This is a genomic window from Microbacterium meiriae (genome assembly GCF_040686935.1).
Classification (GTDB): domain Bacteria; phylum Actinomycetota; class Actinomycetes; order Actinomycetales; family Microbacteriaceae; genus Microbacterium; species Microbacterium meiriae.
In genome coordinates this window covers 850,650-863,485 of the sequence record NZ_JBFBMF010000001.1, presented here as the reverse complement: position 1 = coordinate 863,485, position 12,836 = coordinate 850,650, and the positions used below count along the sequence as shown (strand labels likewise).

General features: G+C 71.3%; 12 protein-coding genes. 5 read left to right on the top strand and 7 right to left on the bottom strand.

Features of this window, described 5'->3' with window-relative positions; all coding sequences use genetic code 11:
• Nucleotides 1-103: 103 nt before the first annotated feature.
• Nucleotides 104-1,459, bottom strand: a complete 1,356-nt coding sequence (locus AB0P08_RS04135; protein WP_363588230.1) for a uracil-xanthine permease family protein — start codon at nucleotides 1,457-1,459, stop codon at nucleotides 104-106.
• Nucleotides 1,460-1,559: 100 nt separating this feature from the next.
• Nucleotides 1,560-2,435 carry a phosphoribosylaminoimidazolesuccinocarboxamide synthase gene (locus AB0P08_RS04130; RefSeq protein ID WP_363588228.1) on the bottom strand — a complete coding sequence of 292 codons (876 nt, stop codon included), beginning with the start codon at nucleotides 2,433-2,435 and terminating at the stop codon, nucleotides 1,560-1,562.
• Nucleotides 2,436-2,624: 189 nt separating this feature from the next.
• On the opposite strand from AB0P08_RS04130, the gene AB0P08_RS04125 reads away from it, so the two are divergent.
• From AB0P08_RS04125 to AB0P08_RS04110, 4 genes are all read left to right on the top strand, one after another.
• Nucleotides 2,625-3,257, top strand: coding sequence for a PadR family transcriptional regulator (locus AB0P08_RS04125; protein WP_363588226.1), 633 nt, complete (start codon nucleotides 2,625-2,627; stop codon nucleotides 3,255-3,257).
• Nucleotides 3,254-4,786 carry a DHA2 family efflux MFS transporter permease subunit gene (locus AB0P08_RS04120; RefSeq protein WP_363588224.1) on the top strand — a complete coding sequence of 511 codons (1,533 nt, stop codon included), beginning with the start codon at nucleotides 3,254-3,256 and terminating at the stop codon, nucleotides 4,784-4,786. The genes AB0P08_RS04125 and AB0P08_RS04120 overlap by 4 nt, the downstream gene beginning before the upstream one ends.
• 147 nt (nucleotides 4,787-4,933) lie before the next feature.
• Nucleotides 4,934-6,418: an amino acid ABC transporter substrate-binding protein/permease gene (locus AB0P08_RS04115; protein ID WP_363588222.1), complete on the top strand. Its 1,485-nt coding sequence runs from the start codon at nucleotides 4,934-4,936 to the stop codon at nucleotides 6,416-6,418.
• Entirely contained in the window at nucleotides 6,415-7,143 is a 729-nt protein-coding gene (locus tag AB0P08_RS04110; RefSeq protein WP_060922441.1) for an amino acid ABC transporter ATP-binding protein, read from the top strand. Before AB0P08_RS04115 ends, AB0P08_RS04110 begins: the two co-directional genes overlap by 4 nt.
• 72 nt (nucleotides 7,144-7,215) lie before the next feature.
• On the opposite strand, the gene purD is transcribed toward AB0P08_RS04110, so the two are convergent.
• Nucleotides 7,216-8,493, bottom strand: coding sequence for a phosphoribosylamine--glycine ligase (purD, locus tag AB0P08_RS04105; protein WP_363588220.1), 1,278 nt, complete (start codon nucleotides 8,491-8,493; stop codon nucleotides 7,216-7,218).
• Between the two features lie 146 nt (nucleotides 8,494-8,639).
• Nucleotides 8,640-9,314 carry an NUDIX hydrolase gene (locus tag AB0P08_RS04100; protein ID WP_259952902.1) on the bottom strand — a complete coding sequence of 225 codons (675 nt, stop codon included), beginning with the start codon at nucleotides 9,312-9,314 and terminating at the stop codon, nucleotides 8,640-8,642.
• Between the two features lie 49 nt (nucleotides 9,315-9,363).
• Between AB0P08_RS04100 and AB0P08_RS04095 the strand changes: the two genes are divergently transcribed.
• Nucleotides 9,364-9,732 (top strand): sterol carrier family protein, encoded by a 369-nt coding sequence (locus tag AB0P08_RS04095; protein WP_363588218.1) that lies wholly within the window; start codon nucleotides 9,364-9,366, stop codon nucleotides 9,730-9,732.
• Here AB0P08_RS04095 and AB0P08_RS04090 read toward each other — a convergent pair.
• The 3 genes from AB0P08_RS04090 to AB0P08_RS04080 are packed head-to-tail and all read right to left on the bottom strand — an operon-like array spanning nucleotide 9,729 to nucleotide 12,675.
• Nucleotides 9,729-10,502 carry a heme ABC transporter ATP-binding protein gene (locus AB0P08_RS04090; protein WP_363588216.1) on the bottom strand — a complete coding sequence of 258 codons (774 nt, stop codon included), beginning with the start codon at nucleotides 10,500-10,502 and terminating at the stop codon, nucleotides 9,729-9,731. The two genes, AB0P08_RS04095 and AB0P08_RS04090, sit on opposite strands and share 4 nt — an antisense overlap.
• Nucleotides 10,499-11,572: a FecCD family ABC transporter permease gene (locus AB0P08_RS04085; protein WP_363588214.1), complete on the bottom strand. Its 1,074-nt coding sequence runs from the start codon at nucleotides 11,570-11,572 to the stop codon at nucleotides 10,499-10,501. Before AB0P08_RS04085 ends, AB0P08_RS04090 begins: the two co-directional genes overlap by 4 nt.
• The gene (locus tag AB0P08_RS04080; RefSeq protein WP_363588212.1) at nucleotides 11,569-12,675 is read right to left on the bottom strand and encodes a heme/hemin ABC transporter substrate-binding protein; all 1,107 of its coding nucleotides are present in this window, start codon (nucleotides 12,673-12,675) and stop codon (nucleotides 11,569-11,571) included. The genes AB0P08_RS04085 and AB0P08_RS04080 overlap by 4 nt, the downstream gene beginning before the upstream one ends.
• Between the last annotated feature and the right edge of the window lie 161 nt (nucleotides 12,676-12,836).

The following is a 12,836-nucleotide window of genomic DNA, read 5'->3' as shown; positions in this document are numbered from 1 at the left end:
CCCGTCCCGGCTCCACCCCGCAAACCGATGCGAGAGCGAAAACGGGCTTTCGAGGGGTGCGGGAGGGGCGAAAGCCGTCCCGCACGCACCCCGGAGCGGGGCGTTACGCGGGGTCGCCGCCGAGGGGGCCGACGGGCTCGAGGGGCTTCGGGTCGTCGGCACCGGTCTTGCGCGCCCGGGCGATGAGGTTGCCCAGGTGGTAGATGAGCAGCGCCGCGACCGTACCCAGCACGATCCCGCCGAAGGCGAAGTCACCGAGCTGCATCGTGAACCCGGCGATGCCGATCACGAGGGACACCGCGGCGGTGTACTGGTTGACCGGCCGGGAGAAGTCGACGCGGCTGTCCACCCAGATCTTGATGCCGATGATGCCGATGAGGCCGTAGAGCGCGGTCGTCGCCCCGCCGAGCACACCCGCGGGGATCGAGTTGAACACCTCGCCGACCTTCGGGGAGAAGGCGAGGAGGATCGCGAACAGACCCGCCACCCAGTACACGGCGGTGGAGTACACGCGGGTCGCGGCCATGACGCCGATGTTCTCGCCGTAGGTCGTGGTGCCCGAGCCGCCGAAGCCACCCGCGATGGTCGTGGCGACGCCGTCGGCGATGAGCGCGCGGCCGGTGTGGCGGTTGATGGCGGGGTCCTCGGTCATGGTCGCGACACCGCGCACGTGGCCGACGTTCTCCGCGATGAGCACGAGCACGACGGGCAGGAACATCGCGATGGTCGACCAGGTGCCCGGCTCGACGAAGTCCGGGAACTGGAAGTGCGGGAGGCCGATCCAGGGGGCGTCCGCGATGAGCTCGGCGGGGGTCTTGTCGCCGCGGAGCGGGTTGGGCACCTCGAACGAGCCGTTGAACGCGGCCCAGATGAAGCCGACGGCGACGCCGAGGAAGATCGAGATCCGTCCGAGGAAGCCCCGGAAGAGCACGGCGAAGAGGATGATCGCGACGAGGGTGATCGTGGCGGTCACCGGGTCGAGCGCGAAGTTGCTCCAGGCGGTGGGGGCGAGGTTGAAGCCGATGAGCGCGACGATGGCGCCGGCGACGACCGGGGGCATCAGGGCGTCGACCCAGCGCAGGCCGACGAACTGCACGACGAGGCCCACGACCGCGAGGACCACGCCCACCGCGACCACGCCCGCGAGGGCCGAGCCGGTGCCGCCCGCCGCGACGGCCGCGGTGATGGGGGCGATGAAGGCGAACGAGGAGCCGAGGTAGCTGGGCAGCTGGTTCTTCGTGATGAGGAGGAAGAGCAGCGTGCCGATGCCGCTGAAGAGCAGGGTCGTCGACACCGGGAAGCCGGTGAGCGTCGGCACGAGGAACGTGGCGCCGAACATCGCGACGACGTGCTGCGCGCCGATGGCGATGGTCGCGGGCCAGGACAGACGTTCCTCGGGGGTGACGACGGCGCCGGGCTCGACGGTGCGGCCGTTTCCGTGCAGCTTCCACAAAGCCATGCGGGCTCCTCAGGTTTCGGGATCGGGGGCGGAGTGCTGGAGCAACACTACCGATTCCTGAGTTTTCCCTGTGCGTCCCGCGGTCGCGGGGAGCGCGGTGTCAGGCGCCGAGGCGGTCGATGAGCTCGCGGTACCGGGCGGCCGTCCGGGCGACGACCTCGTCGGGCAGCACGGGGGGCTCGCCCTGCCTGTCCCAGTTCGCCGCGAGCCAGTCGCGCACGATCTGCTTGTCGAAGCTCGCCATCCGCTCGGCCGGGGTCGACCCCGTGCGCCAGGCCTCGGCGTCCCAGTACCGGGAGGAGTCACTCGTGAGGACCTCGTCCGCGAGGCGGAGGGTGCCGTCGGCGTCGGTCCCGAACTCGAACTTCGTGTCGGCGAGGATGAGGCCCTTCTCCTCGGCGATGGCCGCGGCCCGACGGTAGATCGCGAGCGAGGCGTCGCGGAGCTCGGCCGCCCGGTCCGTCCCGACGAGCTCGACGACGCGGTCGAACGTGATGTTCTCGTCGTGTTCGCCCATCGGTGCCTTGTAGGCCGGGGTGAACAGCGGCTCGGGCAGACGGTCGCCGTTCTGCAGCCCTGCCGGCAGGGCGATGCCGCACACGGTGCCGTGCTCCTGGTACTCGGCCCAGCCGGAGCCGGTGATGTACCCGCGCACCACGCACTCGATCGGCAGCATCTCGAGCGACTGGGCGAGCATGGCGCGATCGGCCACCTCCTCCGGCAGGTCGCCGTCTGTGAGGTGATTCGGCACGTCCAGCTGGGTGAACCACCAGCGGCTGAGGCGCGTCAGCAGGGCGCCCTTGTCGGTGATGCCGGGAGAGAGCACCACGTCGAACGCGCTCACCCGGTCGGACGCGACGACGAGGATGCGGGTGTCGGCCGGGTCCTCGGAGGCGTAGAGGTCGCGGACCTTTCCGGAGTAGAGGTGTCGCCATCCGGGGATGGCCTGCGCGTTTCCTGCGGACGGTGTGCTCACCCGCCCATTATCCCGGTGATGCGTGCTCTTCCGCGCCGAGACCCCGCGTTCGCGTCGAGACCCCGGGGTGAGCGCGCCGGGACCCCGGGGTCTCGCCGGAAAGACGGGGTCTCGGCGGAGGAGGGGCGGGTGTATAGTCCATGTGGACTATTCGTGCGCGGCAGGGGACAGGGCATGAGGGGGAGAGGCGTGGGGAAGAGCAGGGATGTGGTGGCGGCGCTCACGCCGCTCGGCGTCATGGTGCTGGCACTGCTCCGCGAGAGCGACATGCACCCGTACGAGATGGTGCGCCTGCTCCGCGCGCGTCACGACGACCGGCTCATCACCGTCACCAACGGCACGCTCTATCACACCGTCGCCCGACTCCAACGGGCCGGGCTGCTCGACGAGGTCGGCACGGACCGCGAAGGCAACCGGCCGGAACGCACGACCTACACCCTCACCGACGCCGGACGGGAGGCGGTGGTCGCCTGGGTACGGCGCTCCCTTCCCCGCATCGACCGCGAGACCGACGCCCGCGTCGCGCTCGCCGAGTCGCACAACCTCGACCGGGACGACGCCGTCGCGCTGCTGCAGGAACGGCGTGAGGCCCTCGTCGCCTCGTACGCGCTGCACCACGACGGCCTCGCCGCCGCCCGCACCAAGGGCGTCCCGCCGCAGGTCCTCGTCGAGATCGAACGGCAGGAGGCGCTGCTCGACGCCGAGCTCCGCTGGCTCGACTCCCTCCTCACCCGCCTCGACGGCGACGAGCTCCGCTGGGGCCCCGACGCCTTCGACGACACCGACCGCTACCGCGCTCAGCGAAAGGCTGCACAGCAATGACCGATTCCCGCCAGACCTCGGGGCCCGAGACGGGGCCCTTCGCCGCCGGTCACGCGCCGAAGAGTCCGTGGCCGGCGCTCTGGGCGCTCGTCATCGGATTCTTCATGATCCTCGTCGACACCACGATCGTGTCCGTCGCGAACCCGGCGATCAAGGCCGCCCTCGACCCCGACACGAACAACCTCGACAACGTCGTGTGGGTCACCAGCGCCTACCTCCTCGCCTACGCCGTGCCGCTGCTGATCACCGGACGACTCGGCGACCGCTTCGGGCCGAAGAACATCTACCTCATCGGGCTCGCGGTCTTCACCCTCGCCTCGCTCTGGTGCGGACTGTCGACGACGCTCGAGGGCCTGATCGCTGCCCGCGCGGTACAGGGGCTCGGCGCCGCATTCATGACGCCGCAGACCATGGCCGTGATCACCCGCACGTTCCCGCCCAATCGCCGCGGCGCGGCGATGGGCCTCTGGGGCGCCACGGCCGGCGTCGCCACGCTCGTCGGCCCCCTCGCCGGCGGTCTGCTCGTCGACGGCTTCGGGTGGGAGTGGATCTTCTTCGTCAACCTCCCGGTCGGCGTCGTCGCCTTCGTGCTCGCCTGGATCCTCGTGCCGAAGCTGAAGACGCACCCGCACCGGTTCGACCTCGTCGGCGTCCTGCTCAGCGCCGTCGCGCTCTTCCTCATCGTCTTCGGGCTGCAGGAGGGCGAGAAGTACGACTGGGGGACCATCGTGGGGCCGATCTCGGTCTGGGGGCTCATCATCGCGGGCGTCGTGGTGCTCGCGCTCTTCATCGTGCAGCAGGCGCGCACCCGCAGCGAACCCCTCGTGCCGCTCGCGCTCTTCCGCGACCGGAACTTCTCCGGCGCGAACGTGGCGATCGCCGCGGTGGGCTTCACCGTCACGAGCATGTCGCTGCCGATGATGTTCTTCCTGCAGACGGCGCGCGGCCTCACCCCGACCGAGGCCGCGATGCTGCTGATCCCGATGGCCGTGCTGTCGGGCGTGCTCGCACCGGTCGCCGGGAAGATCCTCGACCGTGTCGACCCACGCATCATCCTCGTCCCCGGCCTGCTCTGCGTCGCGGCTGCCCTGGTCTGGTACTCCGCCCTGACCACGATGGACACCCCCATCCTGATGTTCCTGCTGCCGTCCGCCCTGATGGGCATCGGCAACGCGGGCATGTGGGGGCCGCTGGCGACCACGGCCACGCGCAAGCTGCCGCCGCGGCAGGCCGGTGCCGGCGCGGGCATCTACAACACCACGCGCACCATCGGGTCGGTCATCGGCTCCGCGTCGATCGCCGCGTTCATGCAGTCGCGGCTGGAGGCGAACCTCCCCGGTCTGGCCGACGCCCCGGCCGGCACGGGCCGCGGCGCACTGCCGCCGCAGGTCGCCGAGGGCTTCGCTGCGGGCATGTCCCAGACCCTCCTGCTGCCCGCCGGCGTCATCCTCATCGCACTCGTCGCCTCGCTGTTCCTCCGCGGACACGACCGCAAGGACGAGCCCGTCGCCACGACCCCTCCGGCGTGACCGCGGCGGCCTCGACACGCCGGTATCCACGCGGGTTCCGGCGGGGTCCGGGGTCGCGCCGAGATTCCGGTGCGCGGGAGGTGCAGGGTTAGGGTGGATGGTCGGCGGCCGCCGGGCCGCCCTTCCGAACCCCGAGGAGCACTCGACGTGAGCCGCCATCCATCCTCTCCGCCGAGCCGTCTGCGGCGGTTCGGCCGCACCGCCGGCGCGACCGCCCTCGCCGCGCTCGTCGCCGTCGGGGCGCTGCTCGCCGGAGCAGCGCCCGCCACCGCGGCCGACGACGGCGAGACCTATGTCATCGGCACCGACACGACCTTCGCGCCGTTCGAGTTCACGAACGAGTCCGGCGACCTGGTCGGCATCGACATGGATCTCCTGCGCGCGATCGCCGAGGACCAGGGCTTCGACGTGGAGATCCGCCAGCTCGGGTTCGACGCCGCCGTGCAGGCGCTGCAGTCGAACCAGGTCGACGCCGTCATGGCCGGAATGTCGATCACCGAGGAACGCCAGCAGACCTTCGACTTCAGCGACCCGTACTTCACGAGCGGCGTGCAGCTGGGCGTGCTCGAGTCCAGCGACATCGAGTCCCTCGACGACCTCGACGGCAAGACCGTCGCGGTCAAGACCGGCACCCAGGGGCAGACCTTCGCCGAGGAGAACGCCGACGAGTACGGCTTCCGCATCACGCCCTATCAGGACACGACCGACATGGTCGATGCGGTCAAGGCCGGGCAGGCCGTCGGCTACTTCGAGGACTTCCCCGTGCTCGCCTACGGCATCCAGCAGGGGTCCGGCTTCCGTCTCGTCGGCGAGCCCGCGCTCGGCGGCGAGTACGGCTTCGCGGTCAACAAGGGCGAGAACGCCGAGCTCCTGGAGATGTTCAACGCCGGCCTCGCCAACCTGCAGGACTCCGGCGAGTACGACGAGATCGTGGACACCTACCTCGCGTCGGGCGACGACGCGCAGGAGGCGCAGCCCACCGACATCATCTCGGTCGCGGTGAAGTACTGGCCGGCCCTGATGCAGGGTCTGTGGCTCACCATCCTCGCCACGATCGTCGCGGTGATCGCGGCGTTCATCCTCGGGATCATCTTCGGCTTCGGGCGCCTGTCGAAGTTCGCGCCGTTCCGGTGGATCGCGACGGCCTACGTCTACGTCTTCCGCGGGACCCCGATCCTGATCCAGGCGTTCTTCGTGTTCTTCGCCATCCCGCAGCTGATCCCCGACCTGAAGTTCGACCCGTTCGTGGCCGGTGCGATCACCCTGTCGCTGAACACCGGTGCGTACATGACGGAGATCATCCGCGGCGGCATCCAGGCCGTCGACTCCGGTCAGGCAGAGGCGTCGCGCTCGCTCGGCCTCAGCCACTGGAAGACGATGCGGAAGGTCGTGCTGCCGCAGGCGTTCCGGATCATGATCCCGTCGTTCGTGAACCAGGGCATCATCACGCTGAAGGACACCTCGCTCATCAGCGTCATCGGTCTCGCCGAGCTGACCTTCGTCTCGCGTCAGATCATCGCCTCGACGTATCTCTCGGCGCAGGTGCTGACGATCGTCGCCATCATCTACTTCGTCGTGATCACGCTGCTGACGCTGCTCGCGAACCGCCTGGAGAGGAAGGCCAACGCATGAGCAAGATCGAGGTCAGGGACCTGCACAAGTCCTTCGGCGACAACGAGGTGCTCAAGGGCATCGATCTCACGGTCGAGGACGGCGAGGTCATCGCGGTGATCGGCCCGTCCGGGTCGGGCAAGTCCACGCTGCTGCGCTGCCTGAACAAGCTCGAGGAGCCGACGTCGGGGCACGTGATCATCGACGGGGTCGACCTCACCGACAAGAGCGTGAAGCTGGACGAGGTGCGCCAGCGCATCGGCATGGTGTTCCAGCACTTCAACCTGTTCCCGCACATGACCGTGCTGGAGAACATCACGCTCGCCCCGGTCGAGCTCGGCCGCATGACGAAGGCCGAGGCCCGCGACCGCGCCCGCTCGCTGCTCGAGCGCGTCGGCCTGTCGGAGAAGGCGGACGCGAAGCCCGCGTCGCTCTCCGGCGGTCAGAAGCAGCGCGTGGCCATCGCCCGTGCACTCGCGATGGACCCGGAGATCATGCTGTTCGACGAGGCCACCAGTGCCCTCGACCCGGAGATGGTCGGCGAGGTGCTGCAGGTCATCCGCGACCTTGCCGAGGGCGGCATGACCATGGTGCTCGTGACCCACGAGATGGGCTTCGCGCGCGAGGTGTCCGACCGCACGGTCTTCATGGACGGCGGCGTCGTGGTCGAGGAGGGCACCCCCGCCGACCTGTTCGGCGCCCCGAAGAACGAACGCCTCCAGGACTTCCTGTCCAAGGTCCTCTGACCCCGACCTTGGAATCGCGTGAATGGCTGCAATCCGGCGAGGAATGCAGCCATTCAAGCGACGTGAAGCGGGTCAGCGAGCGACGCGGGCGGCGATGTCGGTGCGGTGGTGGGAGCCCTCGAGGCGGATGCGGCCGATGGCGTCGTAGGCGCGGGCGCGGGCGGTGCGGAAGTCCGGGGCCACGGCGACGACGTTCAGCACACGGCCGCCCGTCGCGATGAGCGAGCCCCCGGGTGCGTCGGGGCTGGCGGTCGCGGCGTGCACCAGACGGACGCCCTCGACCGCGGCGGCGTCGGTCAGGCCCTCGATCGGACGCCCGGTCTGCGGCGCCTCGGGATATCCCTCGCTCGCCAGGACCACGGTGATCGCGACCTCATCGCGGAACACGGGCTCCGGCTGGTCCTCGAGCGTGCCCGACGCGGCGGCGAAGAGAAGCTGGGACAGCGGGGTCTCCAGCCGCGGCAGCACGACCTGGGTCTCCGGGTCGCCGAAGCGCGCGTTGAACTCGATCACGCGCACGCCCTGCGGGGTGAGGATGAGGCCGGCGTAGAGGAGCCCGATGAACGGGGTCCCCTCGGCATCGAGCTGTCGGACGACCGGGAGCGCGACGTCGTGGGTGACCTCCTCGACGAACGCCTGCTCGCTGCCGAACTGCTCCGCGAGCCAGGGCAGCGGGGAGTACGCTCCCATGCCTCCGGTGTTGGGGCCGGCGTCGCCGTCGAGGGCACGCTTGAAGTCCTGTGCCGGGCTGAGGGCGCGTACCGTGTCGCCGTCGCTGAGGAAGAACAGCGAGACCTCGGGGCCGGACAGGAACTCCTCGACCAGGACGGGGCCGGCCGGGAGGTACTGCTCCGCGTGGGCCAGGGCCTCGGCGCGGTCGGAGGTGACGATGACCCCCTTGCCCGCGGCGAGTCCATCGGCCTTGACCACGTGCGGGGCGCCGAGCTCCTCGAACGCGGCTTCGACGTCGGCGACCGTGGCAGCGCGGACCGCGCGGCCGGTCGGCACGCCGGCGGCGTCCATGACGCGCTTGGCGAAGGCCTTGGAGCCCTCGAGCTGCGCGGCGGCCTTGCCGGGTCCGAAGACGGGGATGCCGCGGCCGCGGAGCTCGTCCGCGACGCCTGCCACGAGCGGAGCCTCCGGGCCGATGACGACGAGGTCGATCGCGTGCTCGTTCGCGAAGGCCGTGACCGCGGCGCCGTCCAGCGGGTCGAGGGCGACGGGGGTCGCGTCCTGCGCGATGCCGGCGTTGCCGGGGGCGACGAGGATCTCGTGCGCGGTGGACTCGGCGCGCAGCGCCAGGATGATCGCGTGCTCACGGGCACCGGAACCGAGGACGAGGATCTTCACGCGTCCAGCCTATCGAGGCACGTGCGCGGGGTTTCGGCCGGTCCGCGTTCACAACTCAGGACGATCGGCGCGGCAGCCGGGATCCGACGGCATATCCGGACCGATCCGCCGCGGTTCTCCTGAGTTGTGCACGGAGGTCGGGAGGGTCAGAGCACGATCGGGCGCTCGTCCGCGGTGTCCCAGGGCACGGTCCAGCCGGTCGCGTCGAACAGCGCGTCGAGAACCATGGCGGTGAAGCCCCACACGATCGTGCCGTCCACGTCGAAGGCGGGTCCGCGGAACGTGCGGCCGGCACGGGACAGGGTCGAGGTGAAACGGGTCGCCGGGTCGAGGAGCTGGGCGACGGGCACGCGGAACACCTCGACGGTCTCCGCGTGGTCGACGGCGACGACGCGGGACGGCGACTGCCACCAGGCGAGCACCGGGGTGACGAGGTGGTTGCTGGCAGCGAGGGGGATGACGGGGAGCGTCGCGAGCACCTCCACGCCGGCGGGGTCGAGGCCGGTCTCCTCCTCGGCCTCCCGCAGCGCCGTGGCGACCGCGTCGGCGTCGGCCGCTTCGGCGCGTCCGCCGGGGAAGGAGACCTGGCCCGGATGCGAGGAGAGCGTCGGAGCGCGACGCTGCAGCAGGACGTCGAGATCGCGTGCGACCGCCGCGTCCACGGTCGGTGCGGGGATGTGGTCGAGGACGCCGAAGAGGATGAGCACGGAGGCGTCGTGGGCGCCGCCCGGGTCCGCGAGCGGAGGGATCGGCACGCTCCAGGAGTGGTCGGCCGCGGCGGCGAGCAGCTCGGCCCGGGCGCCCTGCGGATGCATGCTCATGTCCTCGAGCTTATGACCCGGTCCGGGGCGGCGGATCTAGGGTGGGGGGATGGCCAGGAAGATCGAAATCGTCGACGGGCGCGCGGCGCTCGGTGCCGTTCGCGACGCGGAAGCCGCGGGGACGAAGCCGGCGCGTGCGGAACTCGCGACCGCGGTGCGCTACCTGCTGCAGCTGCTCGACGAGAAGGCCCCTGGCAACAGCGTCGAGGTGCGGGTCCCGCCGTTCGGAGCCGTGCAGGTGATCCAGGGGCCGCGGCACACGCGCGGCACGCCGCCGAACGTCGTGGAGATGGACGCGGCCACCTGGATCGCGGTCGCCACCGGCGCCGAAGCGTGGGCGGACGCCGCGACGGCCGGGCGCATCCACGCCTCGGGCACGCGCGCTGACCTCACCGGCGTGCTCCCGTTGCGTCCCTAGCGGCGCGCGACGACGAGCGGCACCCCGGTGCGCGGGTGCGGGAAGACGTCGACGGGCTGCCCGTAGACCTCCTCGATCCGCGCGGCCGTGAGGACCTCGTCCGACGTGCCGGTGGCGGCGACCCGCCCGTCGGCGAGCAGGGTGACGCGGTCGGCATGCGCGAGCGCGGCGTTCAGATCGTGCAGCACGATCGCGACCGCGACCCCGGCCTCCGCCTGGGTGCGGACCACGCGCATCACGTCTTCGTGATGCTTGAGGTCCAGCGCCGCCGTGGGCTCGTCGAGCAGCAGGATCCCGGTGCTCTGGGCGAGCACGCGGGCGAGCGCCACCCGCGCGCGCTCACCGCCGGAGAGCGAGGGGACGGACCGCTCCCGCAGCGCCGCGACCTCGGTCGTCGCCATCGCCGTGGCCACGGCGCTGTCGTCCTCGGCGGCGGCCGGGGTCCGCGCCCACGGGGTGCGTCCCATCCGCACGACCTGCTCGACCGTGAAGGGGAAGGTGACGGTGTTCTCCTGCAGCAGCACGGCCCGGTGCCGGGCGAGGTCGCGGGGGCGGGTCGCCGCCACCGGACGGCCGTCGAGGAGGACGGTGCCCGAGACCGGAGCGATGTCGCCGGAGAGCACGCCGAACAGGGTGGACTTGCCCGCGCCGTTCGGCCCGACGAGGGCATGCACCTCCCCGGCGTGGATGTCGATGGCCGCGTCGGCGAGGATGGCGCGTCCGTCCCCGACGCGCACCGTGAGCCCGCGGCCCTGCAGCCGGAGGCTCACGCCCACCCTCCCGACCGCCGCCGCGTCCGCACGAGGAGCCAGAGGAAGAACGGGCCGCCCACGAGCGAGGTGATCATGCCGATCGGGAGGTCCGCGAGCGGCACCGCGGTGCGGGCCACGAGGTCGGCGACCGCGATGAGGAGGGCGCCGCCGAGGGCGGAGGCGATCACGAGCGGCAGGTGCGCCGGGCCGATCAGCATGCGCATGAGGTGGGGGACGACGAGTCCGGCGAAGCCGATGATCCCCGCGAAGGCCACCGCCGCGCAGACGAGCAGCGCCACGGTGACGATGACGACCATCCGCAGCAGCTCGACCGGGACGCCGAGATGCCGGGCGGTGCGCTCGCCGAGGGCGAAGAGGTCCAGGCCCGGCGCCACGATCAGGGCGACGACGATCCCGATCGCCACGAACGGCGCGACGAGCTGGATGTTCGACCAGAGCGCGCCGTTCAGCGAGCCGAGCTGCCAGAACACGATCTGCTCGCGCGTCGAGGTCGTGCCGAGGAAGGTGAGGAAGGCCATGCCGGCGCCGGCGATGGCGTTGATCGCGATGCCGGTGAGCAGCAGGGTGACCACTTCGGTGCGGCCGCCGGAGCGGCTCATCAGGTACACCGAGAAGACGGCCACGAGGCCGCCGAGGAAGGCGAAGGCGGGCGTGGTCCACATGCCGAAGGTGGCCAGGCCGAAGGTGATGCTCGCCGCCGCTCCGAGCGCCGCGCCGGACGAGACGCCGACGACGCCCGCGTCGGCGAGCGGATTGCCGAAGATGGCCTGCATGAGCACACCGGAGACCGCGAGCGCGGCGCCGACGAGCAGGCCGAGGACCAGCCGCGGGAGGCGGAGGTTGTAGATCACGCCGTCGTCGGTCGCCGCAGCCGCAGCCCCCGTGGTGTCGATGCCGAGACCGCGCAGGAGCACGCCGACGAGCGCGGTCGGCGACAGGTCGTACTGCCCGCTCGTGATCGACGCGACGCAGGTGACGAGGAGGGCCACGACGAGGGCCACGACGACCGCCGCGAAGCGCAGTCCCCGATGCCGGGTCGGCGTCGGGGTGACGACCTCGCCGGTCACGAGGCGGGTTCCGGCGCGTACAGGGCGCGCGCGAGGGCGCTGATCACGTCGGCCGACCGGGGGCCGAAGCTGAGGATCTCGGCGTCCGCCATGTCGATCACCCGGCGATGTGCGCCCGCCGGGGTCTCGGCGATGGCGGGGATGCGTTCGATGAGTCCGTCGACGCCGCCGACCGATTCCAACCCGTCCGTCATCATCACGAGCACGTCGGGCTGCGCGGCGACGAGCGCTTCCGCGGTCATCGGCTTCATGCCCTCCCAGCCGATCTCCTCGGCGACGTCGACCCCGCCGACCGCGTCGATGAGGGAGTCCGCCCCCGAGTCCTCGCCGAAGATGTAGTACACGTTGGCGCTCCCGCGCACGTACAGGAACAGCATGCGGGCCCTGTCCGCCTCGGCGGGCGGGGTGACGGCGGCGATCTCCGCGATGGCGGCGTCGAGCTCGGCGTCGAGGCGGGCGATGAGCGCCGCACCGCGCGTCGGGACGCCGAGGGCCGTGGCGATCTCCGTCACGAGCGCGTCGGTGGTGTCGATCCGTCGGTCGCTGGAGATGACGACGACCGCGATTCCGGCGTCCCGCAGCTGCTGGCGGACCTCCTTCGGGCCGATCGTGGTGTCGGTGAGCACGACGGTCGGGGCCAGTTCGAGGATCGCCTCCGGGTTGAGCGTGTGCCCGGTCTTGGTGACGACCGGAAGGTCCTCGGTGCCGGGGAACTGCGTGGACGCGTCGCGCCCGACGACCTGATCGCCGAGCCCGAGCGCGAACACGGTGGCGGCGATCGTGCCGGAGATGTCGATCGGGAGGATGCGATCGACGTCCGTGATCTCGACCTCGTGGCCTTCGCTGTCGGTCGCGGTGACCGGGAGCGCCGGGGCGGTGTCGTCCTCGACGGGGACGACCGCGTGACTCGCGAGGCACGCGGTCGAGGGACCCGTGGCCGCGCGCACATCGGCGACCAGGTCGAGATCGGCGAGAGGAGTCGATGCCTGCGGGCACGCCTCGTCGACGGGAGGTGTCGACGCGGGGTCGGAATCCGGTCCGGCACAGGCGGCCAGTCCGAGAACCAGCGCGGCGGCGAGGAGCAGGGCAGGAGCGCGTCGCATTAGGCAAGGCTATCCTAAAACTTGACGCCCTCGCCGACGCCCCTCTACGCTCGGGATCGGCGGCTTGCTTAGCCAAGCCTAACCAAAGTCCACCTTCGCCCGACTGCCGTGCGGCACCGCAGGGCGCGCGATCGATCGCGCCCCGCGGGCCGCGGAGAACC

Coding starts and splice junctions, on each gene's coding strand:
- AB0P08_RS04135 (WP_363588230.1), bottom strand. CDS start 1,459: ATGGCTTTGTGGAAGCTGCACGGAAACGGCCGCACCGTCGAGCCCGGC.
- AB0P08_RS04120 (WP_363588224.1), top strand. CDS start 3,254: ATGACCGATTCCCGCCAGACCTCGGGGCCCGAGACGGGGCCCTTCGCC.
- AB0P08_RS04110 (WP_060922441.1), top strand. CDS start 6,415: ATGAGCAAGATCGAGGTCAGGGACCTGCACAAGTCCTTCGGCGACAAC.
- AB0P08_RS04100 (WP_259952902.1), bottom strand. CDS start 9,314: ATGAGCATGCATCCGCAGGGCGCCCGGGCCGAGCTGCTCGCCGCCGCG.
- AB0P08_RS04095 (WP_363588218.1), top strand. CDS start 9,364: ATGGCCAGGAAGATCGAAATCGTCGACGGGCGCGCGGCGCTCGGTGCC.
- AB0P08_RS04080 (WP_363588212.1), bottom strand. CDS start 12,675: ATGCGACGCGCTCCTGCCCTGCTCCTCGCCGCCGCGCTGGTTCTCGGA.